The 25,813-nt window shown below is 59.8% G+C and carries 25 protein-coding genes and 1 pseudogene; 13 read left to right on the forward strand and 13 right to left on the reverse strand.

The window, feature by feature from the left end:
• Window positions 1–25: 25 nt before the first annotated feature.
• Window positions 26–313 carry an Asp-tRNA(Asn)/Glu-tRNA(Gln) amidotransferase subunit GatC gene (gene gatC / locus G9X64_RS05400; protein ID WP_168308760.1) on the reverse strand — a complete coding sequence of 96 codons (288 nt, stop codon included), beginning with the start codon at window positions 311–313 and terminating at the stop codon, window positions 26–28.
• A 69-nt stretch (window positions 314–382) separates the two neighbouring features.
• Window positions 383–1,087, reverse strand: a complete 705-nt coding sequence (locus G9X64_RS05405; protein ID WP_171376085.1) for a metal-dependent hydrolase — start codon at window positions 1,085–1,087, stop codon at window positions 383–385.
• 117 nt (window positions 1,088–1,204) lie between these two features.
• Between G9X64_RS05405 and ruvX the strand changes: the two genes are divergently transcribed.
• The gene (ruvX, locus tag G9X64_RS05410) at window positions 1,205–1,699 is read left to right on the forward strand and encodes a Holliday junction resolvase RuvX (RefSeq protein ID WP_168316804.1); all 495 of its coding nucleotides are present in this window, start codon (window positions 1,205–1,207) and stop codon (window positions 1,697–1,699) included.
• Here ruvX and G9X64_RS05415 read toward each other — a convergent pair.
• The 3 genes from G9X64_RS05415 to G9X64_RS05425 form a co-directional block, all read right to left on the reverse strand.
• Window positions 1,636–1,968 (reverse strand): DUF6105 family protein, encoded by a 333-nt coding sequence (locus G9X64_RS05415; protein ID WP_168308757.1) that lies wholly within the window; start codon window positions 1,966–1,968, stop codon window positions 1,636–1,638. The two genes, ruvX and G9X64_RS05415, sit on opposite strands and share 64 nt — an antisense overlap.
• The gene (locus G9X64_RS05420) at window positions 1,965–2,165 is read right to left on the reverse strand and encodes a hypothetical protein (RefSeq protein WP_168316800.1); all 201 of its coding nucleotides are present in this window, start codon (window positions 2,163–2,165) and stop codon (window positions 1,965–1,967) included. The genes G9X64_RS05415 and G9X64_RS05420 overlap by 4 nt, the downstream gene beginning before the upstream one ends.
• A gap of 104 nt (window positions 2,166–2,269) precedes the next feature.
• Window positions 2,270–2,929 carry a TetR/AcrR family transcriptional regulator gene (locus G9X64_RS05425; protein ID WP_168316803.1) on the reverse strand — a complete coding sequence of 220 codons (660 nt, stop codon included), beginning with the start codon at window positions 2,927–2,929 and terminating at the stop codon, window positions 2,270–2,272.
• 248 nt (window positions 2,930–3,177) lie between these two features.
• Here G9X64_RS05425 and map point away from each other — a divergent pair, with 248 nt between their 5' ends.
• The 10 genes and pseudogenes from map to G9X64_RS05475 all read left to right on the forward strand — a co-directional run bounded on the left by map (window position 3,178) and on the right by G9X64_RS05475 (window position 11,189).
• Window positions 3,178–4,014 carry a type I methionyl aminopeptidase gene (map, locus tag G9X64_RS05430; RefSeq protein ID WP_003558931.1) on the forward strand — a complete coding sequence of 279 codons (837 nt, stop codon included), beginning with the start codon at window positions 3,178–3,180 and terminating at the stop codon, window positions 4,012–4,014.
• 7 nt (window positions 4,015–4,021) lie between these two features.
• A pseudogene (locus tag G9X64_RS05435) lies at window positions 4,022–4,720 on the forward strand (JAB domain-containing protein); the annotation flags it as partial.
• 182 nt (window positions 4,721–4,902) lie between these two features.
• The gene (locus G9X64_RS05440; protein ID WP_171376086.1) at window positions 4,903–6,144 is read left to right on the forward strand and encodes a tyrosine-type recombinase/integrase; all 1,242 of its coding nucleotides are present in this window, start codon (window positions 4,903–4,905) and stop codon (window positions 6,142–6,144) included.
• The gene (locus G9X64_RS05445; protein ID WP_171376087.1) at window positions 6,141–6,560 is read left to right on the forward strand and encodes a thermonuclease family protein; all 420 of its coding nucleotides are present in this window, start codon (window positions 6,141–6,143) and stop codon (window positions 6,558–6,560) included. Before G9X64_RS05440 ends, G9X64_RS05445 begins: the two co-directional genes overlap by 4 nt.
• Before the next feature lie 39 nt (window positions 6,561–6,599).
• Window positions 6,600–6,965, forward strand: coding sequence for a type II toxin-antitoxin system RelE/ParE family toxin (locus G9X64_RS05450; RefSeq protein ID WP_171376088.1), 366 nt, complete (start codon window positions 6,600–6,602; stop codon window positions 6,963–6,965).
• Window positions 6,966–6,969: 4 nt separating this feature from the next.
• Window positions 6,970–7,347, forward strand: coding sequence for an XRE family transcriptional regulator (locus G9X64_RS05455; protein WP_171376089.1), 378 nt, complete (start codon window positions 6,970–6,972; stop codon window positions 7,345–7,347).
• A complete protein-coding gene (locus G9X64_RS05460; protein ID WP_171376090.1) occupies window positions 7,347–8,195 on the forward strand; it encodes a hypothetical protein in 849 nt (282 codons plus the stop codon). The genes G9X64_RS05455 and G9X64_RS05460 overlap by 1 nt, the downstream gene beginning before the upstream one ends.
• Before the next feature lie 108 nt (window positions 8,196–8,303).
• A complete protein-coding gene (locus tag G9X64_RS05465; RefSeq protein WP_246270902.1) occupies window positions 8,304–9,149 on the forward strand; it encodes a hypothetical protein in 846 nt (281 codons plus the stop codon).
• Window positions 9,150–9,335: 186 nt separating this feature from the next.
• The gene (locus tag G9X64_RS05470) at window positions 9,336–9,992 is read left to right on the forward strand and encodes a hypothetical protein (RefSeq protein WP_171376092.1); all 657 of its coding nucleotides are present in this window, start codon (window positions 9,336–9,338) and stop codon (window positions 9,990–9,992) included.
• 63 nt (window positions 9,993–10,055) lie between these two features.
• Window positions 10,056–11,189: a hypothetical protein gene (locus tag G9X64_RS05475; RefSeq protein WP_171376093.1), complete on the forward strand. Its 1,134-nt coding sequence runs from the start codon at window positions 10,056–10,058 to the stop codon at window positions 11,187–11,189.
• A gap of 181 nt (window positions 11,190–11,370) precedes the next feature.
• On the opposite strand, the gene G9X64_RS05480 is transcribed toward G9X64_RS05475, so the two are convergent.
• The 4 genes from G9X64_RS05480 to G9X64_RS05495 all read right to left on the reverse strand — a co-directional run bounded on the left by G9X64_RS05480 (window position 11,371) and on the right by G9X64_RS05495 (window position 18,491).
• Window positions 11,371–13,989, reverse strand: coding sequence for an HD domain-containing protein (locus tag G9X64_RS05480; RefSeq protein WP_171376094.1), 2,619 nt, complete (start codon window positions 13,987–13,989; stop codon window positions 11,371–11,373).
• A gap of 61 nt (window positions 13,990–14,050) precedes the next feature.
• Window positions 14,051–16,540, reverse strand: a complete 2,490-nt coding sequence (locus G9X64_RS05485) for an AAA family ATPase (protein ID WP_171376095.1) — start codon at window positions 16,538–16,540, stop codon at window positions 14,051–14,053.
• Window positions 16,537–16,761 (reverse strand): hypothetical protein, encoded by a 225-nt coding sequence (locus G9X64_RS05490; RefSeq protein ID WP_171376096.1) that lies wholly within the window; start codon window positions 16,759–16,761, stop codon window positions 16,537–16,539. The genes G9X64_RS05485 and G9X64_RS05490 overlap by 4 nt, the downstream gene beginning before the upstream one ends.
• A gap of 347 nt (window positions 16,762–17,108) precedes the next feature.
• Entirely contained in the window at window positions 17,109–18,491 is a 1,383-nt protein-coding gene (locus G9X64_RS05495; RefSeq protein WP_171376097.1) for an FRG domain-containing protein, read from the reverse strand.
• A gap of 229 nt (window positions 18,492–18,720) precedes the next feature.
• Here G9X64_RS05495 and G9X64_RS05500 point away from each other — a divergent pair, with 229 nt between their 5' ends.
• Window positions 18,721–19,635 carry a hypothetical protein gene (locus tag G9X64_RS05500; RefSeq protein WP_171376098.1) on the forward strand — a complete coding sequence of 305 codons (915 nt, stop codon included), beginning with the start codon at window positions 18,721–18,723 and terminating at the stop codon, window positions 19,633–19,635.
• Between the two features lie 339 nt (window positions 19,636–19,974).
• Here the strand turns inward: G9X64_RS05500 and G9X64_RS05505 are convergent, their stop codons facing one another.
• From G9X64_RS05505 to G9X64_RS05520, 4 genes are all read right to left on the reverse strand, one after another.
• A complete protein-coding gene (locus G9X64_RS05505; protein WP_171376099.1) occupies window positions 19,975–21,288 on the reverse strand; it encodes a hypothetical protein in 1,314 nt (437 codons plus the stop codon).
• A 22-nt stretch (window positions 21,289–21,310) separates the two neighbouring features.
• Window positions 21,311–21,817, reverse strand: a complete 507-nt coding sequence (locus G9X64_RS05510) for a hypothetical protein (protein ID WP_171376100.1) — start codon at window positions 21,815–21,817, stop codon at window positions 21,311–21,313.
• Window positions 21,818–22,009: 192 nt separating this feature from the next.
• The gene (locus G9X64_RS05515) at window positions 22,010–22,702 is read right to left on the reverse strand and encodes a hypothetical protein (protein ID WP_171376101.1); all 693 of its coding nucleotides are present in this window, start codon (window positions 22,700–22,702) and stop codon (window positions 22,010–22,012) included.
• The gene (locus G9X64_RS05520; RefSeq protein WP_171376102.1) at window positions 22,699–24,267 is read right to left on the reverse strand and encodes a hypothetical protein; all 1,569 of its coding nucleotides are present in this window, start codon (window positions 24,265–24,267) and stop codon (window positions 22,699–22,701) included. The genes G9X64_RS05515 and G9X64_RS05520 overlap by 4 nt, the downstream gene beginning before the upstream one ends.
• A 349-nt stretch (window positions 24,268–24,616) precedes the next feature.
• Between G9X64_RS05520 and G9X64_RS05525 the strand changes: the two genes are divergently transcribed.
• Window positions 24,617–25,813 carry a DUF932 domain-containing protein gene (locus tag G9X64_RS05525; RefSeq protein WP_171376103.1) on the forward strand — a complete coding sequence of 399 codons (1,197 nt, stop codon included), beginning with the start codon at window positions 24,617–24,619 and terminating at the stop codon, window positions 25,811–25,813.

Below are 25,813 nucleotides of genomic sequence, written 5' to 3' on the forward strand. Positions count from 1 at the left end.
AGGGTCGGAAAGAGGCTTCGAAGCCTTATTCGACGACTTTCGGCACCAGGAAAAAATTGTGGTCGGTGACGGGCGCATTGGCGACGATATCGGCTGCCTTGTTGCCGTCGGTCACCTCATCGCTCCGCTTCTTCATTGCCGTCGGGGTCACCGACGTCATCGCCTCGACGCCATCGACATTCACTTCGGAGAGTTGCTCGACGAAGCCAAGGATGCCGTTCAGCTCGCCGACCATGCGATTTGCCTCGTCCTCGGAGACGGCAATACGGGCAAGGCGGGCGACGCGCTTCACAGTGGCAAGATCGACGGACATGGCATTCTCCGGATAGGATTTTTCCTACCCGCTATAAAGGCCATGTCCGCCGTGTGCAACGGGGTTTCGTCAGATCGACAGGCTCTCGGAAGGCTTGATCGCCCTCACTTCCGTCTTCGATCCCTCCATGCCGGCAACGAATTTTTCAGCCGTCTGGTCGATGATCGGAAAGGTACCGTAGTGGCAGGGGATCGCGGTCTTGAAGTTGAAATAGCGCCGGCAGGCAAGTGCTGCCACCGCGCCACCCATGGTGAAGCGGTCTCCGACCGGCACGAAGCCGATATCAGGCTGGTGCAATTCATTGATCAGCGCCATGTCGGAGAAGATATCGGTATCGCCCATGGCAAGGATCGAGGCTTCGTCGTCGAAATGCAGCATCAGGCCGTTGGCGTTGCCGAGCGCATGCGAGACGCCGTCCTCGGTGATCTGGGCGGAAGAGTGCAGCGCATTGGTGAAGGTCGCCGAGAAGCTGCCGAGTGCGATGGTGCCGCCGGTATTGCCCATCTCGATCTTGTCGACGCCCTTGGAGCCGAGCCAGGCGGCGAGATCGGCATTGGCGAGAACGACGGCGCCGGTTTCCTTGGCGAGTGCCACGGTATCGCCGACATGGTCGCCATGGCCATGCGTCAACAAGATATGGGTGATGCCTGCGGACACTTCCTTAATATCCTGGCCGGAAAAGGAGGCGTTATAGCTGAGGAACGGGTCGAGCAGGATCCTCGCCTTTGATGTCTCGATGCGGAAGGCGGAATGGCCGAGCCAGGTGATCTTCATGAAATCTCTCCTTTATTACGTGATGTAAAAGCCGGTTTGGATGGTATGGACATATCTCATACGGCCGCAAAGAAAAGCGGCGGCGACTTCAATTTGTTTTGACGGGATGAAACGGCGATGACGGTGCTGACGATCGAGGAAATGGCCGAGATGCTTGCCCCGCGCCAGGCGATTGCCGGCCTCGATCTCGGCACCAAGACGATCGGGCTTTCGATGTCCGATCTCGGCCGGCGTTTCGCCACGCCGCGCACAGTGATCCGCCGCGTCAAGTTCACCATCGATGCCCAGGCGCTCTTGGACTTCGCACAATCGGAAAAGGTCGCAGGCTTCATCATCGGCCTGCCGATGAATATGGACGGATCAGCGGGTCCGCGTGTGCAGGCGACGCGCGCCTTCGTGCGTAATATGGAGCAGAAGACGGCGCTGCCCTTCGTCTATTGGGATGAGCGGCTTTCGACGGTTGCCGCCGAACGGACGCTGCTCGAAATGGACGTCTCGCGCGCCAAGCGGGCCGAACGGATCGATTCGGCCGCGGCAAGCTTCATCCTTCAGGGCGCGCTCGACAGGCTTTCCTTGCTGGCAAGGTCTGACGGAGATGAATTCAGCGCCTGACGCGCCTTCCACCAGGCGATGATCGACTTGCGCTTCCGAAGGCCGATAATGGCGAAGACGACGAGGCTGTCCAACGCGATCGCGCGGGCAACGAGCGGCGGGATGGTCTCCGGCGGAATGCCGAGCGCCTTGCCATAAAGCTCGAAGGTCAGGTCATGGACCTGCCGGCTCAGCATGAAGATGCCGAAACTCATGTCGTAATAGGAGAGCCAGTACCATCCGCCCAGAAAGACGATGGGGCCGGCCCAGAAGATCAGAAACCACTTCATGCGGCCTCTCCTCCATGCTTGCGCGCCATGGGCAGATCGAGGGAGACCAACCAGGTCGACAATGCCATGATGCAAAGCACCAGCGCGGGAATTGCGATATCCAGCGCCAAGACTGCGAAAAACATCATCGCCGTCACCAGAAGCGCGACTTTAGCGATCTTGGTTCCCATGGGCGTCACTCGGGGACTCTCACTCATACTATCTCTGCTCACCGCCACACTGTCGGGTTAACCACCCCCACGCAACGTAAACCATTTGTTAAGGTTAACGTGAGGCCTGCCCCCTGTGGATGAGGCAGGCATCAGCCATAGACGCCGCGCACGATGCGCTTCAACGCCGTCGCCGCCTTCTCCCAGTCCTTGGGCGTTTTCAGCGACAGGCCGGCGCACTGCCCGCCGGCTGCGGCGGCGAGCACAAGGTGCTGGATCGCGGCGATGACGACGGCGTTGACGGCTGTTGCATCCACGCCCTTCGGCGGCGCCAGCGAGCCGCGCATGCGCTCGAGCCACAAGGCGAGCGCCTTCGAACGCGCCTCGGACAACCGCCTCACCTGCTCGGTGTTTTCCGATATCTCCCAGGCGAGGATGCGGCGCATCAGCGGATCGTTTCTCAAGGCGTCGAGGAGAAGAAGCGACAGCCGCTCCATCAGGTCGCCATAGGTGAGCAGGAACATGCCGCCGGCGTCTTCCGGAATGCGATCCTTCACCCATGTGCCGAGATCGGCGCCGATCGCCTCGACCAAGCCGTCGAGGCCGCCATAGTAACGATAGATCAACTGCTTGTCGCAACCGGCGCGGCGGGCGACCGCGTTGATGCCGAAATTCTGGAAGCCTTCCTCGGCGAGCAGCCCCTTGGCGGCGGCAAGAATTGTGCGCTCGGTGGCGCCGCGATCACGCACGCGCCGTTCCGGCCCCTCGCCGGTCCTGGGTGAATTTACAAGATTTACGGCTTCATTCAGCATGATCGACCCTTCCCCGCTGTCACCAACCGGTGAGTAGCGGGGAGGCTTCATGCAATCAATCCTATCCCTTTGGGAAGATTGTGGATATTCCAGCCGGACCGATGATTGTCCGTCGAACGGATGTGGATGGCTGCACGTTGAGCGGATCGGATCGGTTCAGAAATCTCGTCCTGGCGGTTGATCGCGATGGACGAACCCGGCATAGCTGCATTATGAACAATTCTAATATTCTCCACTAAGGCCCTGCAATGGTGAACTATATCGAAGCCTCTACCGCGCCCCCGAAGAATACGGGCGCCATCCGGCTTTATGACGCGCAAGCATTCGAGGGCATGCGCAGGGCGTGCCAGCTGACCGCGCGCTGCCTCGATGCGCTTGCCGACATCGTCAAGCCCGGCCTGCTGACCGATGAGATCGACAGGTTCGTTTTCGATTTCGGCATGGATCACGGCGCCTATCCGGCGACGCTGAACTATCGCGGCTACACCAAATCGACCTGCACCTCGATCAACCACGTCGTCTGCCACGGCATTCCGAACGACAAGCCGCTGCGTGACGGCGATATCGTCAATATCGACGTCACCTTCGTGCTCGACGGCTGGCACGGCGATTCCAGCCGGATGTATCCCGTCGGCGTCGTCAAGCGTGCTGCCGAGCGGCTGCTCGAGGTCACGTATGAATCGCTGATGCGCGGCATTGCCGCCGTCAGGCCCGGCGCCCGCACCGGCGCGATCGGCGAGGCGATCCAGACCTATGCCGAAGCCGAGCGCTGTTCAGTGGTGCGCGATTTCTGCGGCCATGGTGTCGGCCGGTTGTTCCACGATTCGCCGAACATCCTGCATTACGGCCGCGCCAATGAAGGGCCGGAGCTGCGCGAAGGCATGATCTTCACCATCGAGCCGATGATCAACCTCGGCCGACCGCATGTGAAGGTGCTGGCCGACGGATGGACGGCGGTCACCCGCGACCGCTCGCTCTCAGCCCAGTACGAACATACGGTCGGCGTCACCTCCGACGGCTGCGAGATTTTCACGCTGTCGCCGGGTGGGCTTGACCGCCCCGGTCTGCCGTCGCACAACGGGTAACGGTCCGATGGCGAAGGGGCCTGTTTCGACATCTTCCGACGACGAACTGCCTTTCGAGACGCAAGAGCCCATTGCCGCCGACGAACGTTCGTTCTTTGCAGGACAGCCCCAAAAACCGTCGGTAACGAATGCCGGGACCGCCCTGCCCGCCTCGCTTGTTGGCCAAGAGCATTATCACGGCCATCGCGAGCGGTTGCGTGACCGCTTCCGCGAGCTCGGCGACACCGCGCTTGCCGACTACGAAATCCTCGAGCTCTTACTTTTCCGCCTGATCCCGCGGCGCGACACCAAGCCGATCGCCAAGGCGCTGATCGAACGGTTCGGCTCGCTTTCGGGCGTCTTCGGTGCGCCTCAGGCGCTGCTGACCGAGGTAAAAGGCGTCGGCGAGGCCGTGGCGCTCGACTTGAAGCTGATCTCGACTGTCGCTCACCGGACGCTGAAGAGCGAACTCAGGAGCAAACAGGTCCTGTCCTCGTGGTCTTCGGTTATCCAGTATTGCCATGCCGCCATGGCGCACGAGACCCGCGAGCAGTTCCGCATCCTCTTCCTCGACAAGCGCAATGTGCTGATCGCCGACGAGGTGCAGGGCCGCGGCACGGTCGACCATACGCCGGTCTATCCGCGCGAGGTGGTCAAACGCGCACTTGAGCTTTCGGCAACCGCCATGATCCTCGTGCACAACCACCCCACTACCCCCTTTCGATCCCGCTCGATCACGCTCAATACCGCTGAAACACCAGTAGTTTAGCCGCTTTTTGTAGGTTGCGTACAGGGGGCGGTTATGGCAAATTGGGGGCGGTTGAAGGGGTAGAATACGGCTTTCCGCTCCCAGCAAACGATCCCCGTTTCTCCTCGACCGATCCCAGTTGCGGAAGAGGAGGAAGTGCAATGCCAAGCCTGACCGACACCGCCATCCGACATGCGCTGAAGCGGGTCGAGATGGGTCAGAAGCAAGAAAATCTCGCCGACGGCGAAGGGCGCGGCACAGGCCGTCTCGTCCTCGTCCTGAAGCCAATGCCGAAGCGCGTGACAGCGGACTGGATGGCCCAGCAGTGGCGCGACGGGAAGCGAACCAAGAAGAAGCTCGGCGCCTACCCGTCAATGACACTTGGCCAGGCCCGCGAGATTTTCAAACGCGACTATGCGGACGTGATCCAGAAGGGTCGAAGCATCAAGATCGCGACCGATACGCGCCCCGGCACCGTCGCCGATCTTTTCGAGGGCTATGTAGCGTCGCTCAAGGCCGCGAACAAACCCTCCTGGAAGGAAACCGAAAAGGGCCTGAACAAGATTGCCGATACGCTCGGGCGCAACCGTCTCGCCCGTGAGATCGAGTCCGAGGAAATCATCGAACTGATCCGCCCGATCTATGACCGCGGCGCCAAGTCGATGGCCGATCACGTCCGATCCTATATCCACGCCGCGTTTAGCTGGGGCATGAAGTCCGACAACGATTATCGCCAGCAATCCGCTCGTCGCTTCCGCATCCCGTTCAATCCAGCAGCAGGCATTCCGACCGAGCCCAAGGTCCAGGGCACGCGCTGGCTCGATGAGGACGAGTGGGTCCAGCTCTATCGCTGGCTCGAGTGCCCCGATACACCTGTCCATCCTCCGTATACCCGTGCGGTCCGAATCCTCATGCTGACCGGTCAGCGGGTCGAGGAGATCGCGAACCTTCACATCGATCAATGGGACGCTAAGGAGAAGATTATCGACTGGTCCAAGACCAAGAACGACCAGCCCCATGCCGTTCCGGTCCCGGATTTGGCCGCAGAGCTAATCTCGTCAATCAACGTCAACGAGTACGGCTGGTTCTTCCCTTCGGCCAAGGATCCCTCCAAGCCCGTCAGCCATGGCACGCTCTATTCGTTCATGTGGCGCCAGCGGGATCGTGGCGTGATTCCCTACGTGACGAACCGCGATCTGCGTCGAACCTTCAAAACACTCGCCGGCAAGGCAGGTGTGCCGAAAGAGATCCGCGACCGCCTACAGAACCATGCCTTGCAGGACGTCAGCTCAAAGCACTACGACCGCTGGAACTACATGGTAGAGAAACGTGCAGGCATGGCGAAATGGGACAAATTCGTCCGCGCCATGCTTGCGAAGAAGCGCATGAAGGCGGCGGCATGAGCTTCCGGCCTCTCCTTCTCTCCGGCGTGCTTGTTTTCCTTTGCCAGGTCGTCCCCGCCTATGCGGACCCGTGCAAAGCGCCTCTGCCAGCCCAAGCTGGCGTGCAGCTCTCTGGCACGGTTCGCTATGTCGGTGATGGTGACAGCCTTTGCGTGGGCAAGACGGCCGACCCCAACGCCTGGATCGAGGTCAGGCTCGCCGACTTCAACGCCCCCGAGCTTCACGAAGACCGCGGGGCTCAAGGAAAGGTCGCGCTCGAACGCATTGCGCTTCACCGTGAGGTGACATGTACGACGGAGCGCGGCCGCAGCAGGCGCGTGATCTCATTCGACCGCGTCATTGCTCGCTGCCGCGTCGGCTCTCAGCCCATTGGTGATATGCTGCGCCAAGCCGGAGCGCCGGAGGGCGGCAACTGATGTCGGTCCACCATTGACTTAACATAGCCTGGAAGCTATATGGATTGGGACGTCAGACTGCATGATGCCTTCGAGGCGGAGTTTCAGGCTTTCGCGAACGAGGTGCAGATCGAAATGCTTGCCCTCGCAAAGCTGCTGGCCGAATGCGGGCCGCAACTTGGTCGACCTTACGTCGACACGCTGAAGGGCTCGAAGCATTCCAACATGAAGGAAATGCGCTTTTCAGCAGCCGATGGCGAGTGGCGAACCGCCTTTGCCTTCGACCCAGCGCGAAACGCAATCCTGCTTGTAGCCGGAGACAAGTCGGGCGGAAGTCAGAAGCGCTTTTACAAGCAGCTTATCGCAAAGGCGGACAAGCGGTTTTCCGACCATCTGGAAAACCTGAAATCCGTAAAGAAGGGATAGCCCGATGGGACGCAGCATCACGGACGTCATCGCTTCGCTGCCCCGCGACCGGCAGGAGCAGGTCGAGGCCCGCTACCAGGAGCTTCGGCAGGAGGTCGAGGGTCTGCGCGAGCTGCGGCAGATCGCGGGGAAGGCGCAGGAAGATGTCGCCGGTGCCTTGAACATCAAACAGCCCTCGGTCTCGAAGATCGAAAAGCAGGCCGATATGTATCTGTCGACGTTGCGCAGCTACGTCGAAGCGATCGGCGGCAAGCTTGAACTCACCGTGAAGCTGCCGTCGCATCCGCCCCTCAAGCTTCACAGCCTGGGCGACGTGATGTCATCGAGCAGTCCCGCGCGCGCTCCCTCCCGCGTGCGAAAAGCGGCCAGAGCCCGGCCCTGATGCTTCAGTTCGACGGCAACTGGCGGTTCGACAGTCCCAGCGCGATAGAGCCTGCCGTACAAGAAGGCTTTCGCGACCTGATCAACCGCATCAGCGGACAAGGGCTTCGGAAGGCCATTCTGGAGCATTTCAAGGCGCGGTTCTGTGCGGCCGCCAGCGCCGAGTATTGGCCGAGCACCAACGAGCGGTTCGCCTCCGAAGATCTCGACCGAGACATGGCGCGCGCCGGTGAGAACGCTCCGGTCTTCATCGAAGCGTTCTGGGACGCATGCCAGGAACTTTGGGCTCGCAATCCGACGATGGTGATACCGGATGCCGGGAGGATCAATCGCATCCTCGCCGACGCCAACGCCGGCTATCAGCTCAATCCTCCGATGCTAGTCGCCACGCGCGTCCACATTCCGATCATCGTTCCCGACGCGCCCCCGTCCCTCGATGTCCAGGCGCGGGCCCTCATCCACGAGTCCCTCGACGCTTCCCAGCGATCCCTGAGCGAGGGCAACGGCCGTCAGTCGGTCCAGGAAGTGCTCTGGCTGCTGGAAACCATTGCCACCGCCTTTAGGGGCCTCGACGTTGCCGATGGAAGCATCCAGGGCCACTACTTCAACAAGATCATCCCCGAGTTGCGAAAGCGCGGCCGAGGGCACCAAGAGCAAATCCTGAACTGGATGATGACGCTGCATGGATACCTGTCGTCGCCCACCGGCGGCGGGGTGCGACATGGCGTAGATCTTAAAGAGGGCCTCGCTCTCGGGATCGACGAGGCGCGTCTTTATTGCAACCTCATCCGCAGCTACCTGACGTTTCTGATCGCCGAACACGAACGCGTCAGCAGAGGCGTTGCGTAAAACTCAAAAAAAGAGGCGATCGTGACCCGCATTTTCGACTTCGATGGACCAAACCTTGATCGTGGCTTCGTCAACCTCAGAACGGCTGACCATCCAGTCGAGAGGGAATTGCACGAACTCATCGAGAGAATGTGGGAGCGCTACGAGCCGTATGCCGATCCGGATTTCCGCCATGGCTTTGCGCGCGACGTCGACGGCCGTTTCTGGGAAATGTATCTTGGCTGCACCCTCCTCGACGCTGGCCGCAGCCTGCTGCCGGTTTCAGAACGCTTGCGCGAGGGCGGTCAACCCGACCTTTGCGTTCTAACGGACGAAGGCCGAATCTGGATCGAAGCCATCGCGCCAGACGAAGGTGACCCTGGCCCTGATCAGATTATCCGGCCTGTGCCAATGAACGAGGGCGGTGGCCTCAGCGCCGCCCCAATCCGTCAGGCGCAACTTCGCACCACGAGCGCCTTCTGGACCAAATTCCGAAGAGTTCGGCACTACCTGCGAGAGGGTGTGATCGGCGAGAATGACATTCGCATCATTGCGATCAGCGCGAGCCGGTTTGGGGTTTATGTGTCCGAGCGCCCACCGCTGATTATGACCTCCCTGTTCCCGATCGGCGACGCCTACATCACCATCGATCGCGAGACGGACGAAGTGGTGGATCAAGGTTTTCACGCCGCGCCGGAGATCGCGCGTCAGGGCGGGCCGATCCCGCGCACCGCCTTTCTCGATCCGGCTTTTGCCGATGTCTCCGGCGTTCTGTGGTCTCGCGTCAGCCTGGGCAATCTGTCCCGCGGAACCAGGCCGCTGACCTATGTCCACAATCCTCTCGCTACGCATCCGTTGCCGGTCCGCTGGGGTGTCTGGGACCGAGAATTCGTGACCGTCGTCGATGGCGAGGATTGGGAAGCCACCGACATCCTCGCACCGCAGCCTGAAACCGAACCATCGGCGGCCGAATGAGCACGACGCCGATTGACGTACGGAATATCGGGACGGCCTTTCTCGCCGAAATCAGGGCGTTGAGCGCCGATGGCTAAGACACTCGACGAGGACGCCATCGAACGCCACAAGGAACTGCTGATCGAGCCGGCTGCCACCCTCTACGCCGTCCAGAAGGTTTTCGGAGATCAAGCCAAGGCCAAGTCGATGGCCGCATACGGACGGCTGATCGACGCCCACATGCTGGCGACCGGCGTACTTGCAAACGGCATTTTGCGTATCAATGGCGCCGTCGTTGAGGGCGATCAGACCAGCTTCGAGCGAGACGCGCTGTTCGCCGCCTTCATCATCGGCCTTGAGCCCTGTGAGAGCGCAATTGCCGAGGCGCGCTATCTACAGGCCCACGCGCTGCTGCGCCAGGAACTCGAGATCCTCGCCCAGCTCAAAGCGGTTGGTGCAAAACGGCGAAAGCCCAACGGCGCTCCAAACGTCGCAGCTCTCGAACAATCGCTTGGCCGTCTCTATGGCGGGCTTTCCGCAGCCGCGCATGTGTCCAGGCATGACATCGTCCAGAGCGCGACAGCATGGGATGGCGAAATGGACAGCCTGCCCGGGCCGACAAACATGACCCGCTATTTTCCGGAAACCGACGAAGGGCTCGCAAGACGATCCTATGCCCTGCACATTTACATGATTGTCCGCCTCGTCGAGGAACTGAGCGTTGATCTTAGCGCCCGGCATATTTCAGCAACGTTTACCGACGCCGAAAACACGGCGCTCAATCTTGCAATAGATTTGATGGCGGCAGAAGGAATGCTCGAGATCATCACTGATGCTGATTCAAACAGCAGTACTGATAATTAGTGCATTGCCGTGTCGTTCGATTGTTCGGCCGACGCATGACGATTAATACGCTTGGGGGAGCAAATGCCAGCAACTGCATTTTCCGTGAGGTTCGCGCGCGAACTCGATGTCGACCAGCTCGCGATCCTGATGACCGGCACACAGCCGACGCCGGACCGCGATGGGGCCGAACTTCTCAGTATCTTCAGCGATGCGATCCGCGCGGACGTGCAATGCTCATCCTGCGGCAAATTCGGTGCAGGTGTAGTGCGGCCCGCAAAGTCGCGCGCGTCCAAGGCGGTTCTCCGGCAGGCCCACTTCCGGTTTGTCGATCCGAGTGGCGGCGACGCCCACCATCCCTTCTGTGAATTCTACGGGGACGAAGAGACTCGTTCGCCCCAAGTCAGCCTTCTCGACTTTGGATCGGAAAAAAGCGCGGAAACGCGAGCCGTGCGGCTCCTCGTCTGCAAAGGCATCGAACAGGGCATTTTTGACCAACGTCGTATCCGCGACATGCGGCAGTGGTTTTTCGATCTTAAATCCGCGACCCGCTTCACAGTATCGATGCCGCTAGAGGCGATTTCCTGGGCACACGCGCTTCAGCGCCATCCCCACTACCGGCGCTGGCAGTTCCACCCAGCCCAAGCGGAGATGCCGGCCTTCGATTGGAAGGCCGCCGCGAAGAATCAATTCACGGAAGATCATTTTCATCTGTTTGAGCTGCTGAAGGAGATACGTTCGGACGATAAAATATGGCAGCAGGCGACCGAGCTCGCCCGGAAAAACCACGGGCGTGAAGTGTTCAACGTCACCGTGCTCCAGCCCTACTACGAAGCTGCCATCTCGCTTTGCGTTTTCGTCGCCGCGAACAGCAGCGTCGATTTCGGCAAGACTCAGCCGGAATACTATCGGTGGAAAGGACCGCCGGTCGCGTTGCTCGCGCTGTGCGCTTTGGTGCTGTTCGTTTCCGATTGGGAGATGAACACTGCCATCTCAGCGTTCGCCAAGCTCTTGTCGGCCCCGGCGCCCAGCGATCTCACCCTTGGCAACGTCATCGGGCTCAACCCGTTTCACGAATATGCTGCGTGGCGCCTGGTCACCGCTTCCGCCGAGGTGGCCGCCAAAAGCACCGGTGAACTGGATTACGACCGCCAGCTTGCCACCATCGAGGCAGCGCTCCGAGAGCAACATCGTCGTTGGAAGAGCGGGCAATCTTAGGTCGGCTGTGCAGTGCGATGGAATGCGAACCAGATTGCAGGAACCTCCTGTCGTCGGACACACTGCGGCCCGAAGATCGAGCGACCTACGAAAAAGCTCGGTCGGACGAGCAGGCAAAACTGACGTGGGCTCCGGCCGGGCCGTCTGCCCTTAAACCCACGGCGGCCGGCGGATGAGCATTTCATGGGAATGGATCATCAGTTTGGGGGGAGGCTCGAAAAACGGTTACACCTCGGATGATATCGGTAAAGTGAACCTTGCCGACTACACGATCTTCGTCATCCTCTTGAAGATCATCTCCCCAGGCATGCCTGATGAGATTTCTCGTATACTCAGCTATATTGGAGTCACTCCATTTCGGCTGTGCGGTAATGGACTTCGGCCAGTTGTTATTGCCCGCTCTTAAGATTCCACCGTCATGCTTGAGCACCACCGCGACGTCATCAGAACCTTTAAAGCCCTCTCGAAACTCCTTCGGGTGGACCTCATCTTGGTCCTCGTCGTAGTCGAACTCGCCGTTAAAGCTAATGGCGATTTCAGACGATGATCGAAGTCGCTCTTCAAACTCGCTGGTCGACAGCCAGTCCGTTCCCCACTTCAAGAACTTAAGGCCTCCAAGCTCACCTCCGCATTCGAGCACCACCTCTGCAGAGCGGGCTTGGCGCTCCTCATCCTTCACGAAGGCCGTGATCAACTCAGCTTGCTTGGACGCCCAATACGCCAGAGCCTCCTTTGTAGCGATCGGCTGGGCGGCATCCCGTGCCGCGGTCATGGCCTCCCCCAGCAGTATCCCTTCCACATTGTGAAGCCTTCCGGCACGAAGCCCAGAGATGGTCACCCAGCCACCATCTGGCGAATACGAATATCGCGAGGGAGATATGAAGGCTCGACCATAGACTTGATCGTTATCTCCTTCGATCGGCTGCATAAGCGCCCTGTCTGCTTTGGGAGTGTCAGCTTCAGAATGATCGGCGGTGGGATTTAGTCGGCGCACTAGATCGAAATCGCTGATCTCAAGCCAATCGCCCGGGCGGGCTACCGGCTCCGCGCCTTCTTTCACCAACGTCGCAATCGCCACATCGAGGTTCGGAGCGACCGCGCCTACGAGTGTCGCGAGAGACATCGTTCGCTTGGTGTAAGAATTGATGTGGAGGAGCCCACCTGGCTGATACGGATGGATCTTCAGCAGCACCTCAACGCGCGTTCCCCCATCAATCGGGACCGGCTCCTTAGGTGCAGGAGAGAGAATGGGCCGCGCGCTCGTTCCCCCGCGAAACTCCAATAGCCGGCCGGTCTCTTGCCCCTTGTCGCAGCGTCGTGAGTAGACCCGGACCACTGGACCGAGCATAAAAACTGAGAAAAAGCCGATTCCGAACCGACCAATGGCCTGCATGCCAGCCGCCATAAGGCCAGGGAATTCCTCCATGGCCTGGGGCGATCGCCAGAAAGATGTTCCAAAATCGAGGAGTGGCCCGGTCATCACCTGCTCGGACATGCCGATGCCGGTATCCTCGACGACCAGCCACACCTTGTCGGCGTCCGACAACAGGCCGACTGTAATCAGGCCCCAATCCGCAGGTCGTTTTTGAAATTTTCGCCTCGCCTGAACAGCGTCGGCGGCGTTTTGTATCAGCTCACGGAGAGCAACAGTCGGGTCGTTGCCATAGAGCTTAGAACCGCCAAGGTTTTCTACGATACGTGGAACATCCGACACCTGAAGCCGTGCATCGACTGGGCGCCAGCCACGCGTCTGAACTGTACGCGCTAGCATCTCCGGCGATCCTGCGCCTTTGACACGTCTGGCTTTCAGCACTTCGCGACCGCGTCCTTGCAGCAGCAGGTCGACGTCCCGAAGCTCTCGGTCGACCGAATTCAGGGTGTCATATGCGAGCCACCAAGCTTCGGCGTCTTCCCGCCCAAAAGGCTGCCCAGTTGTGAAGACCACGGCGTCAAGCTCGATATGCGGTCTTGCCAACCGTTCCTGAAACGCCCAGTGGAGCGCCGAAATACCGCTCGGATTTGTTATCGCCCGAAGGAATCTGGGGGCGCGGCGGCTGTCGAGATGCAAGGCGTCGGCGACGCGCAACAAACAGGCGAGCTTTACCCGATCAACTCGATTAAGGGTCCTATGTGCGAGCGCACCTAAGTCCTCGGAGAATTCCTGCTCCAGTTTCTGCACCGACCACCAATGACTATGGGCGATCTGACCAATCGTCGGTCCGTAGAACCGACGCAATTCTGAATCCTCAACGAGATAGACCTGTGAACCGTCAGCAGCGATCCATGCCTGCTCGGCAAGTTCCTCGGCCCGCTCCGCATGCAGCCGGCGAAGAACATCGGGCACAATTCTTTGCAAGATATCGTTCGGCGGATTCTCAACGTCGAATTTCTCCCCTCCGCCCTCTTCTGACGCCAACGCGAGGCGGGCAACAGCGTCCTTCCATGCCACGGTGGCTCTAACTTCCGCCAAACCACCGGGATAAGCCGCCAAGCTCATAGCGGCATCGTGCAGAAGAATGCTCGCGCCAAGCACGAAGGCCTCGGCGGGATTGACGTTTACCGCCCCCTCAGCAACGGACGACGCCGTATCCCATAAGGCGTCCAAGTGGCTGACGTCATGGACGGTCATCCCTGGCAGATCGACAGCGATGCGCGAAACGAGATGGGCAGCCCTTTCCCGTATGGATAGGTACTGCGTCCTAAAGAACTCCTGTTCGTCCGTGGTAGAATCTGAACGCGGGTTTAGAAACGCTTGCCGCCATAGCCACGTTTGACGAAAATCAAGTCCACTCACAGTCATCTTTCTCCCTGGCCGGTCAAAACTCGAAGCTGGTGCACGCCTACTTCGTGCCGACTTGATCTCATTTTCGATCAAGTCGGCGATAATATTTCTTCTGACCGTTTGTAGGGTCAACGTATGTGAAGCAGTCCGCTAGACCGTCGATGCTTTGCAGCACACCGAGCAAAGCATAAGCATTGAAGGGGGTCCCCGCGCCGGTCTCGTAGTGGCTAACGAAATTGCCGATGATCGACGGCGCATGATGGTTCTGGAGATCGGCGATTTGCTGAGGTGCCAAGACGCATCGGTTCGCGGCCTGATACAGCGTCACAGCTTCGGTAATCGCGTCGATATAGGTGGACAACGTTCGCTTGTCGCCTCGTGTCGCATAGTCGGGAGGAACCGGGATTTCCAGTTTCGATATGATCTGCCCGAGCTTGTATTCGAGATACTGGCGCAAAAACGGCGCACCGATATCGAGTTGTCCCGCGTTGAGGTACTGAAGTGCCTGGGCCTTGAGCCGGTCCGCTTCCTGCGATGACACCATGAGCCGGCCCTTCGGCGGCATTCCCTGAAGCTTCTGATGATGCCAGTCGGTTGTGCCGTTTAGCTTGTCGAAATATTTCTCCAGGCTCGTGTCGTGGCTGAGGATAATGAACTGCAAACCATCAGGCACCGCGCCGTAGCGCAACAGCGTGCGCATCCCGTCCATCAACGCGAACTGATGGCCGGCGTCAAAGCTCGATGTCACGTCGTCGAGCACCATGAAACGCGGGACGCCACTATGCTTTATCGCGGCCGCCAAGAAAATCGAAGCGGCGACGGCATTGCGATAACTCTCCGAGAGCAACGCCCGTGCGCTGAGATCGTGCAAACCGAAGAAGTCGGCGAGCGTGAGGTCCACATTCTCGCTATTTTGGGCCCGTATCAACGTTGGCTTGACGTCCGGCCCACCGCGCACGAATTTGCCGAACAGTTCCTGACACGAGGTCTGGATCTCACCGATCCGCTCGTTCGCCAATGTCGCTTCCGCATCGGCAAAGGCTTGGCCAGCCTGGATGATGAATGACTTCCAGCGGTTCAGGAGCTTGAGCCTGTCCTGCTTCGCCTTCAGCGTCGGCTCCGCGGTTTCGTATTCGAGGACCGCATCGCGGAATTGCTTTGCGAAACTGAGGGTACGGGTCACCTGCACAAGCGAGGGCGGCAACTGCGCTTGCAGAGTAGTCGTCTCCTCCTGTGCGCGCTCGAGCGCGCGCGTCCGTAGCTTTTCTAGGTCCGACAGCCGCTCCTTGATCTTCTCCAGATCAGCAGTCGCCACCTCGCCCTTTTTCGCCTCAAAATCTAAGGCCACATGCAACCGATCACTCGTGCCGATCGCCATGGCCGGGACCTCTTCGATCTGGCGAAGCTTTGCAATCCCCGGCGCTGTCGAGACCTCTTTCGCGAGTTCGACGCCGAGTTGGGCGGCGGTGTCATATAGGGCGATCTTGCCCTCCAACCTGGGCTTCAGCGGCGCATCGCTCTTTGCCTCACAGACGGGGCACTGATTTGGATCGTGCCAGTCAGTTCCCGTGACGACCGTCAGCGCATCCCGCAATAGAGCATGCAGTGCCTCAGCGCCGACGGCACGCACTGCGTCATCCCGTTTCTTCGCGAGATCGATCAGCCGATCGACGTCGCTACCATCGGCATCCACGACAGCGATCACCGACAGCGACGCCACCGCGCCCGTCAGCGCATCGAGCGTCTTGCGCGCTTCTCCACCTTCCTCTTTCTCGATCGCCTTCTCTGCGGCGTCGAAATCGAGGTCCATGACCGACCCCTCGTCCACGAATGGCTTGAGCAAAGTGATACCGGATAATGCGGCAGTGACTGCGGTCTTCAAATCAGCGAGCTTGTCGATGTCGGCTCCGCCTGCCCCCGCCACTTCGTCATGAGCGGCGATGACGCGTCTTTCAACGCCGCTCAGCGCCCGCGCGCCGGTTGTCACCTCGGCGTCAAGAGTAGAAAGGCCGAGATCGCTGTTGATGTTCTGCGTCCTCTTCGCACCGTCGAGCGCTTGGCGGAGCCGGGAATAACGGCTCAGCCCCACGAGCGACGCGAAAGACCGCCCCCGATCCAACGCCGAAATGTCGACCAACTTGGCGAACCGGCCGTAGTCGACGAGGACGAAATCCTCCTGCAGACTCGCGAGGAATTGCAGGGGATCCGCCTGGCCGCTCGGTGATGTCACCAGACGCGCGCCGTTGGCCGCACGCGTCACTTTGATCGTGACATCCGCTGTCCCGTCGTCGCTCACGAACGTTAGGTCGATCGTCGCTTGCTGGCCGGGATGAAATTTGTTGACGATATAGCTGTCGCCTTGTTCGGCGTCCTGCATCGCCTTTAGACGCGGAACTGTGCCGTAAATGGCATAGTGAATGGCTTCAAAGATTGAACTCTTCCCGACACCGTTCGGCGCGTGCAGCGAGTTGACGGCGTCGGGTTTAAATTTGAGCACAAGCGGGTCGCCGTCGTTATTGATCCCGCGAAAGCCCTCGATGGTCAGAGCACCGAGAAAATAGCGGGTCACGACCTATCACCCTCCGGGGGCTTCGCTAGTGCGTCTAGCGCGGTCAAAACGGCTTTATGAAACTCGCCGATCGTTGCGCGGCTCGGCGCTGCATCGCCGCCTTTCTCAAGAAGTCCCAGATTGTCGAAGAGAATCTTCGCACATTCGGAATCGAGCTTTTCCGCCTCCGCTTTAAACAGCGCGACATTGTCGTCGAAAGAGTTATCGAGTTCGAACTTCATTTGCGCCCCCGCCCAATACGCTACATTTCAGATGTATGCTTTTCTTGTTACTTCTGACGACTGATCAGAGTCGCTACCGATATACCAGCGAACATAACACTCTAGTCATAGTAGAAAATCCGTTGAGCGAACATCCGCCGTTTTGCATTCGGCGATGAAAAAGCCTGTTCGCTGAGGAACCGCGCGCGCAGATCCAGAAGATCGAAGCCGGCTTTCGACCCCTTTATCTTTGCGCTCCCAGCGCACGCACTATTGGCGTCGTGACCAAAAAGCGATGTGCCACGTTCAAAATGGATAGCCATCCTTCCTAGCCAACCAGATGGCCTGATCCGACGTATTCTCTCACCTCAATCCATCCACTCAAGCGCCAGTGGGTCCGACGTGGCATCCACGTCCGCAGCGGCAAAAACCCTTTCGCGGATTTGAGTGAATTCCCGTTCTTTCAGAGCATGTTCGAAATGCTCGGCGAAGACCAGGTGGTGGGCGTGGTGCGCTTCCCTGCCGCAGTCGCATTGCTCCGGATGATCGATGCGATGCCAACGGAACTCGTCATCAACTCGAAAATAGCAGCCTCGGGTGATGCCAAACCCACCGGGACGGACGCCGAAGTGATCGACCGCCAGTTCCGTGAGAAACATCGTTCCGTCCTCATGCGCCTCCAGATAGACGCCTTTGCCATACTGGCCTGAGTTGGCGGCGTAAGGATGCCGGACTAATCCGTCGATTTCCAACGCGACGCTTGTGCGCTCGCGCAGGACACGGGTCAGATTCGGGAAGATCAGGTCGCCCGACGCCGTGCCATGGAAGAGCGTTTCTTCCGTCAGGTAGAAAGTCGTCTCGGCCAATAGCGTCTCGGGCTTCGCCGCATCGGCCAACCAGAACCGCCGATAATAGGCTGTCGTCTGCCCCGTGCGGCGAATGTCCTTCATCTCATATTCGGGGAGCGGAAGGCCGCGGTCAAAGAAGTCGATGCCAATTCCATCGCTATCGACCTCCCGCTTTACCCAAGGGATCGACAGCAGCGCCGCCATGACCGGGTCCACGGTCGGGCCAGGAAATAGCGCCTCGCATGTCAGTTCAGGCGATTGTGCAGCATAGTCCCGGAAGACTGACGACGGGGCGAAAACCCGAGTCACGATGCAATCATCGGGCAAGGGTCCGTTCAAAGGCCCCACCATGAACGCGGACTGCGCCAAGCAGCGATGACGCCCGGAGGCGGTCGCAATCTCAACCAGATCGACCGTTTGAAGGTCGCGCGCGCGCAACGCCTTGCGACTGAGCACATAGATACAGCCGCGATCGTCTGCCGGTTCATACCAGGCTCGTTGCCGAGCCACGAAAAGCGGGTCTTCGAAGCAATCCTCGATCATTTCACCGCAAGGCTCGCTTCGATAGCTGTTGGCGGCAAACCAACAGGCCACGGCCGGGTCCTCAGTCGCATCCAGAAAGAAAGATCGCCAACCATAGTGCTGCAAGATGGCCTGATCCGTCGCCAGATCGGTGAGGCCGTCGAACCCTTTGACGTAGGTGGACAGGATGGCGCGTGAATAGTGCCACCATTTCAGCATACGCGAGGGAATACAGCCGTGCCGATCAAAGCTCGTGCGAATATCGGGACCGCCATCGGCGCGAAGGTATTCCCTGGTTTGACCACGAAACAAGACACCGGGAGCTAAAGCATCGAAGAATTTCTGTAACTCCTCTGGCGTCTGGCAGTCGACCGTTTCCATCATACCTCCCCAGCGCATTCCCTTCGGGCGCTGACAATACCAGTAGCATCAAAACCTTTCAGCTTGCTCTCCTGTCCGAATCGCTTAGCTTGGTAGCTGGCTGATCCGGCCATGCCGTCCACAATGGCGAAGCCCCAGGGCAGGAAGTTTCAATCACCCTCTCCGAACCTCTTCCAGGTGCGCGGGCCTAGTGGACACACCTTCTCATAAGCACCGCTGGAGTGGTTCTATGCGAATCCAATTTCCCGACCTCGCGCGGCCAAAACAGGCCGCGAAAAACCTTGTCCGCATGTCGCCTGACCTGCAGCTCTCAGCAGCCCATGAAGCGCTTGCGCACGTACTCGGCTATCGCGATTGGCGCGAGCTTTCGAGCAGTCCCCGTTCAGACACATCAACTGCACCCTTTGAAGCCGACGACGCATTCCGCGTCGTCCTCGATCTGGCTGACGCTTTGGGACTCCCCGACCCCGATGTTCAGTATGCGATTTCCAAGGCGCGGCTGCTCCAGCACTGGTCTATCGACAATCACTTGAGCCTTCGTTCTGCGATCTGGCGCCAGCGCGTGTTTGGTCCGCCTGGCCGTGGCAAGCCGGGAACGATTGTCAGGGACAAAGCCTATGGGGCAAACGAGCCGGCCTATCTTCGTCAGGCCGGCCGGCCAACCTATCTGTTGTTCGACACTGGCATGGGCGTGCGCGCCGATTTCGAGGTGGCGGTGCCCCGGATTCCGCTCGCTGATTTCGTGCCATCTCGGCTCTGGCTGCCGTATGGCTACTGGACCCTGCAAGACGGCTCCGAGGTGATCTTCTCCCGCGACTATCTTCCGATGTGGCGGATCGCCGAGGGGACGGTCGAACGGCTAGATCCGTGGCTCTGGATCAACGGCATTGCGCGCGAGTTCCATTTCAGCCGGTCCGCCGCAACGGTCGTTTGGGCCAGTGGACCAGCACGGGAACTTGCGCTGCGTTACCTTGAGGAGCGTCGCATTTTCGAGTTGCCCAAACTCGTAGATGTCATGCCGCATCTGTTCGAGGTTGACGTCGAAGCGATCGCGGACGGTGTCGGAAAACTGCGGGAACAGCGTGGCGACGGCCAAACGCCGCCAGCCTATGCCGAAATCAATACCCGCATCTCTTTCGGTTGAGTTCAATATCGGCCAAGCCCATTCGAACCTTGCCGAACAGCGACAACATCCGCCGATACAGTCCTAGCCTATCATCCGACATCATGGGGAAAGCCTTACACTATGGCCGAGTAATCGGTAACGGCGATCGCCTCGATGACGGGATCGGCAACCTCAAGCGCAGATAGATAGTCTTCCCATGCCGTTGGGCCGGTGAACTGATTGTTCATCACTGTGCCGGGCGCATGGATGTGTGGCTCCCAGCGGCGCCATTCCGACCCTCGATTAATCCTGCTCCCCCCGTTTTTCCCTTTCGCGCTGCCTTATCGTGTAGCGACCATCGAATCGTGTGCAATGCAGCTAGCCCTCGAATCCCTGTTTGGGCGACCACCGTCTCATCTCGAGTTTGCGTGAACGGAAAGGGTCGCCCAGCAACGCAAGGCCGTCGCGAAACAGCGCGTAACTATACTCGGAGCCATCGACGCGCCGGCCGCGGCCACCCTCGCCAACACCGAAACCGACGTGGCCGAAGGTGGGCAGGTCGAGCCGCTCTGGACGACCGCCGCCGCCGCCGCTCCGGATCATACCAGTGAGACCGTTGAGGAACGCCGTACAGGCCGTCTCCTCCATGACGAACCAGCCAACCGACTCACCCGGGAAACCCCGGGCGATCACCTCGCGAACAGCGTGGTGCCGCCACATCGGATCGTCCCAGAGTCCGTCGTGCAACCAGTGGGGGAGTAAAGCCGGCCAGATCGAAAAGGCGCTTCCGAGATACCAACGCCCGGCATAGGGCAACCGAACAAAAGCCACTGGTCCAGAATCCACCGGCAACTCACCCGGCGCGCCGATCCAGTCAATCCAATCGACGACCTGGCTCGCACCCATGAGAAAGAAGTTCGAGCGGTGCGTCGCCAGCGCGATCGGCGTAGAAACCCCGCTGCTGACGGGCGATTGGCCAGGGGGCGCCGGCGGAGACTTTTTCTTGGGCTTCGAAATCCGTGTCTCGGCCACACTCAGGAATGCGCCAGTCGTTCCCGGCTTCGAGCCAAAGGCGACGGAGTAGCCGTGGACGACATGGCCAAACGGCGACCCCGTGTTGACGTAGGGCTTCACCTGTCGAGCATATTTTCGCTTCGCCTGAGAAGCGATGGTCTTTGCGGTCGCGTTCGCGGCGAACGAACCGTGCGCCTCGGCCAAAACCACGCCGTGCCCATCGACATTCCCGCCATCATAAAGAAAATCCGCATGCGGGTTGAGCGCCTTTGACAGGCAAGCTGCGTTGGCGCGCCAGACATACCCCAAGGCGTTCATATAGAGATCCGTTATCCCGGCTCCACAGCGCGCAGTGAACAGCGTTCTCTCGGTGTCGGCCAAGTCCGCAAAGTCCGGTGTCAGCTCGAACGACGACCCGTTCGAGATCAGGCATTCCAAATGGGCGAGCGCGCTTTTCTGGAGACCAGCGAGCAGTCGCGGTCGCGCTGGGCGCGTCGTCGCCGTTCTGGCGACGGCCGCGGCCAGCGCGATCGGTCCGAAGGTCAGAGTCGGCGCGGCTCCGGGCGCCTGGAAGAGCGGTGTTACCGGGCTGGGAACGTGCCGATGCTTTGTATGGGTGGTCAGGCCGACGGTGACGTCGACGTCCCACAACTCTACCATTGAGATCAAAGCGCTCATTCGTCCCCCCAAAGCCCGTGCGCTACTTGCTAGTCGCCTTGGCAGCGATATCGAAGCCAGGAATGGAAAGGCCCACGATCAGGTTGATGAACGTCTTCGCTTCAGAAATCGCCGCCTCGGCCTCTTCTGCATTACTGAACGCCCCCTGGTGTACGACAGCGTTCCGCACGGAATTGATCCGATCAGCAGATTTGATGAGCGCCTTCCCGGTTTTACTCTTCTCGGGACGAGCGAAGTAAATTGGCACAAACAAGCGCGAGACTTTGAGCTGGAGACCGTTGGCCCATCGCAAAAATTGGTCGACGATCGCCGCGTCGAACTCGGTCTGACGAGCCCATTCCGTTCTGATGGCGTAGTTCGCGGCGATTTCAGCAGCGGTCGCGCAGCGCACGATCGCAGCGGACGGTTCATCCCTCAGATGAAGCCCAGAAAGTTTGTTCCATTGCGATTGAAGTTTCTCGAGATCCGATCGCTCGTTGTATGGTTTCTTCGACGTCTTCCGGTGCGCCTCGTCTATCGTCTTCGCCACTTACTTCCCCTCCCGTCTTCAATAAAATGCAATACACGCAAAACGTCATTGATGTCCGTTCTGCTACTACAGTATCGACTATCAAAATTCCATGCATTCAGCGCCTTAAAGACTTTCGAGGCGCGTAGAGAAGATGAATTGACCGCGATGTGCGCTTCGAGCGCATTTCATCGAGCTTGGACGTGGCGGCAGTTACTCGATGAGATCGTCAGGGATGGGCTCGGTGATCAGCACCTCCGCCAGTTCCGAAAGCCATGCCGAGACATCCTCGATCTGCACCGCATCCCCATGAACAGCATAATACTCGCGAACCTTCCGAAATTGGCCGTCGAAACGCTCGGAGAACATCTTCTGCAGTTTGTCGTTCCGGCTTAGCACGCTGGATAGCGCCCGACCGCCGTGGAGGAATTTCAGAGCATGCTCGGTGCCTAGCAAGTACAGGTATTTCCGCTTGGGCGTTGGATGCTCCGCCAGCAGGACATAGTCCTTGAAGACGGAGTTTTGTCGGATCGATTCCGCGCCGCCGCGCCAGCGGATGAACTTGAACTCCGCCACCCGCAGGTTTGTCTCCAGATCGAATTCCCGACCTGTGTTGCCCGCGCCGAGCGAGACATATTCGACTTTCTCGCCTGGCTCCAGAATGTGCGGCAAGCACAGTAGGATGCCCAGAGCGTGGATCGTCACATTGATCTGACCTGCCAGGCGCTTCATCTCGGCGGCCGCGGCAAGCACTTCGCGACCAGCGCCGGCCCCTTCAAGGAAGGCGTCGCAGTCGTCGGCCGATATCCCCCGCACGGCCCCCTCGATCCGCCCGAGCGTATGGGTGAGATCCGGCCCGGTGAATTCCGACAGGAGATGAATGACCTTGGCTGGATCGGACTTCAAGCGGCGCCCCCAACGACCGCATTCAATCGGTCAATCTGATTGTAGTTGATGACCCGGGCGTCGGACCCGATCACCGGAAAGCGGCTGATCAGGTAATGCTCCACCTTATCGAGACCCAGTTTGTCCTTGAGCAAACCTTCACGCTTGCGCTCTTTTTGAAGCGCGCGCCGATAGTAGTTGGTCAGAGACCGATTGTAGCGGACGAACAGGGCCCGGTTTGACTCGACCTTCGCCAGGTCAATCCAGTTGTTCTTGCATTGGAAGTTATAGATCACGCCGCCGTGGATAGTGACGACGTCGAACTCCTTGCGGTTGATGCGCTTCACGTCAGTCACCTGAAAACCCATGGCCGACAGGTCGCGCTTCACCATGTCCTCGAAGATGAAGCCGGCATGGATTTGGAAGCGGCGGCGGCTGCCCAGGTGGACGTTCTTGAAGGCATACAGGAAGCGCGACAGCAGGTTGACGTTCGAGATCACCATATCGCCCGCGTCGATAAACGGCTCATAGGCGTTGCTGTTGGTGGCGTAGTCAGAGGGCACGTTCACCAGCAGGCGTTCAAGTTCGTCCGCGTCGAGAACCGACTGCGCCCGAAGCATCGCCTGAAATTTCGCCTTCCCGATCTCGACGAAATAGTCGTCGCGGGCTTGTCGCGCGAAGGCGATCATCAACAGCGCCATCGTCGAGAAATCGGAATCGTTCAGCCCGAAGGCCGCGTAGGTCGCGCCGATCAGCCTCACCGAATTTCGCAGCTCGGCCGCTGAAAAAATCTTCTTCGGATCGAGCGCCTCCATCGGAGGCAACACAATCTGGTCTCGGCGAAGCTCGGCCATCACATGGATGGACGCCCGTTCCGGCTCCAGGAAATTCTCATCGAGCGTGTCGAACCCGTGGCTGGCCATCGCTCCGATCCCGTCAACCTCCAAGATGAAGTCGTCGAGAATCTCCAATTGGGCCAGCTTCAGGTGGAGCCCGGTAATCGTGATGCAGCTATGCTCGACCTGGGGCAGAAGGACATTCAGCGTGTCGAGCGGCACGAGAAGGTCTGTTCCCTTGCAGACAAGGGGCATGGTGTAGAGCAAAGTGACCATGTGCCGGCGGCGCGATTGGAAATAATCGACGGCCGCGCCCACGCTGTTGAGCGTAATGCCGGGTCCGAATGTCTGTCCGTGCATTTTGAACGCGCTGGCGATGGCCGCAGTCTGCAGCATCGTTTGGAGGTAGCGGCTGACGACGCCGGCTTCGAAGCGCGGGGATAATATCTCCCGAACGGCCCTGAAGGCGGACTCCACATTGGACAGCAGCCGATCGTCGAGAGGGATCGAACAAAGCCGCGCCCTCACACGCGGATCGTCGATGCCGAACCGGGGAAGGTTGATGAACTCCTCGACCGCGCGAATGGTCCCGTGCCAGGCAGCCAAGGCATCCGCCAACCGATATCGCGCAAGGACGGCAAGAACGCCGTCATCATGAGCGGCCAGTTGCGCTTCGATCAACGACCTGGCCTCTTCCCCGGAAATCTTACGCGACGCTGCCGATGGCATCGGGAATTCGACGCCCCTCATGTGCCCATCCATCGCCGCTGCCGCATGTGATCGGCGAAATCCGCACGATCCTCAGACATCCCCCGAACACTCGGAATCTTCAATCGTCCAACGCGCACTCATCTCCGCCCCCGAAATCACTTCTGTATTTCTACAGTTGTAGCGCAAATGCCCGCAGCAATCTTGCAGACTCTCGCTGATTACCGAAAGGGGAAAGCCTTCCCCTGCGCCCGAGCCTTGCGTCTCGGTCGACCCCTTCTGCGGGAGGCCCCGCAACGCCCCTTTGAGAGGAAGAGGACGGACCGGCTTTGCCGTGACGGGTTGAGGGCTGGAGAAGAGGTCTCCGGCGCCCGTCATGGAGATTGGTCCCATGACCCAGCTTTCAGTTCTAGAGGCCCGCCGCGACACCAGCGGCGGTTACAAAGTGGATGTCGGCCGCGGCGAGCGAATCGGCCGCGTCTCGTCGGAATGGTTTTCCCGGCCCGCAGACGAGCGCTACCTGTCGCTGTCCGAGCTGGCGTGGGCCGTTCGTGATCGCACCGATCGCAGCCGGACCCGCGTGGTGGAAAGCGCCTTGATCCACGTCGAGGCGAACCGCAGCGACCCCGAACGGCTGGCGTTGATCCTGCCAGGCACGGACACGCCCATCGCCCCGACCCATTGGAGCTTCGGCCAACTGGCCAGCCTGGTCGGCGCGCCGGCAGCCTATCTGCGCCAGCTTCCCGCACCGCTCGCCGCGATCAACCTGCAATATGGCCTGACGTCCAATCGGGCGGAGCAGATCAAGACGCTGGAAACCGATAACGGCCGGGTCGCGCTGCGCGCCGTCACCGGTCCGGATTATGGCCGCATCTTCGACCACGAATTGGTCGAGGCAGTGCAACGCATCGCCGGCAACGGCACAGGCGACACCCGCTGGAAAGTGCCGGGCGTGCTAGACTGGTCGACCGGCATCTACAATCCGCGCGTCGATATCACCGAGGATACGACCACGCTTTATGCGTCCGACCGTGACGTTTTCCTGTTCCTGGTCGACGACCTGAATCCGATCGAGGCCGGGCGCCTTCCAGACGGCTCGCCCGACTTATATTTCCGCGGCTTCTACTGCTGGAATTCGGAAGTTGGCGCCAAGACGCTGGGCATGGCGAGCTTCTATCTCCGTGCGGTCTGCCAGAATCGAAATCTCTGGGGCGTGGAGGATTTCGAGGAGATCACCATCCGCCACAGCAAATATGCCGCCAACCGTTTCGCCCATGAGGCGGCGCCAGCGCTGGCGAACTTTGCCAACTCCTCACCCCTGCCTTTCGTCAACGGCATCAAGGCGGCGCGCGAGCGGATCGTGGCGCGCAGCGACGAGGACCGCACCGACTTCCTGCGTCGACGCGGTTTCTCCAAGGCCGAGACCGGCAAGATCATCGACACGGTCCTGGCAGAGGAAGGCCGTCCGCCCGAGAGCATCTTCGATTTCGTGCAGGGCATCACTGCGGTCGCGCGCGACAAGCCGCATCAGGACGCCCGCCTCGACATGGAAGGCAAGGCCAAGAAGCTGCTCGATCGAGCGGCCTGA

The organism is Rhizobium sophorae, from assembly GCF_013087515.1.
Taxonomy (GTDB): Bacteria; Pseudomonadota; Alphaproteobacteria; order Rhizobiales; family Rhizobiaceae; genus Rhizobium; species Rhizobium sophorae.

Bases quoted from the DNA above. Each gene is read 5' to 3' on its own strand.
- gatC (WP_168308760.1), bottom strand. From the start codon at position 313: ATGTCCGTCGATCTTGCCACTGTGAAGCGCGTCGCCCGCCTTGCCCGT.
- G9X64_RS05405 (WP_171376085.1), bottom strand. From the start codon at position 1,087: ATGAAGATCACCTGGCTCGGCCATTCCGCCTTCCGCATCGAGACATCA.
- ruvX (WP_168316804.1), top strand. From the start codon at position 1,205: ATGACGGTGCTGACGATCGAGGAAATGGCCGAGATGCTTGCCCCGCGC.
- G9X64_RS05415 (WP_168308757.1), bottom strand. From the start codon at position 1,968: ATGAAGTGGTTTCTGATCTTCTGGGCCGGCCCCATCGTCTTTCTGGGC.
- G9X64_RS05420 (WP_168316800.1), bottom strand. From the start codon at position 2,165: ATGAGTGAGAGTCCCCGAGTGACGCCCATGGGAACCAAGATCGCTAAA.
- G9X64_RS05425 (WP_168316803.1), bottom strand. From the start codon at position 2,929: ATGCTGAATGAAGCCGTAAATCTTGTAAATTCACCCAGGACCGGCGAG.
- map (WP_003558931.1), top strand. From the start codon at position 3,178: ATGGTGAACTATATCGAAGCCTCTACCGCGCCCCCGAAGAATACGGGC.
- G9X64_RS05440 (WP_171376086.1), top strand. From the start codon at position 4,903: ATGCCAAGCCTGACCGACACCGCCATCCGACATGCGCTGAAGCGGGTC.
- G9X64_RS05445 (WP_171376087.1), top strand. From the start codon at position 6,141: ATGAGCTTCCGGCCTCTCCTTCTCTCCGGCGTGCTTGTTTTCCTTTGC.
- G9X64_RS05450 (WP_171376088.1), top strand. From the start codon at position 6,600: ATGGATTGGGACGTCAGACTGCATGATGCCTTCGAGGCGGAGTTTCAG.
- G9X64_RS05455 (WP_171376089.1), top strand. From the start codon at position 6,970: ATGGGACGCAGCATCACGGACGTCATCGCTTCGCTGCCCCGCGACCGG.
- G9X64_RS05460 (WP_171376090.1), top strand. From the start codon at position 7,347: ATGCTTCAGTTCGACGGCAACTGGCGGTTCGACAGTCCCAGCGCGATA.
- G9X64_RS05470 (WP_171376092.1), top strand. From the start codon at position 9,336: ATGGCCGCATACGGACGGCTGATCGACGCCCACATGCTGGCGACCGGC.
- G9X64_RS05475 (WP_171376093.1), top strand. From the start codon at position 10,056: ATGCCAGCAACTGCATTTTCCGTGAGGTTCGCGCGCGAACTCGATGTC.
- G9X64_RS05480 (WP_171376094.1), bottom strand. From the start codon at position 13,989: ATGACTGTGAGTGGACTTGATTTTCGTCAAACGTGGCTATGGCGGCAA.
- G9X64_RS05490 (WP_171376096.1), bottom strand. From the start codon at position 16,761: ATGAAGTTCGAACTCGATAACTCTTTCGACGACAATGTCGCGCTGTTT.
- G9X64_RS05495 (WP_171376097.1), bottom strand. From the start codon at position 18,491: ATGGAAACGGTCGACTGCCAGACGCCAGAGGAGTTACAGAAATTCTTC.
- G9X64_RS05500 (WP_171376098.1), top strand. From the start codon at position 18,721: ATGCGAATCCAATTTCCCGACCTCGCGCGGCCAAAACAGGCCGCGAAA.
- G9X64_RS05505 (WP_171376099.1), bottom strand. From the start codon at position 21,288: ATGAGCGCTTTGATCTCAATGGTAGAGTTGTGGGACGTCGACGTCACC.
- G9X64_RS05520 (WP_171376102.1), bottom strand. From the start codon at position 24,267: ATGAGGGGCGTCGAATTCCCGATGCCATCGGCAGCGTCGCGTAAGATT.
- G9X64_RS05525 (WP_171376103.1), top strand. From the start codon at position 24,617: ATGACCCAGCTTTCAGTTCTAGAGGCCCGCCGCGACACCAGCGGCGGT.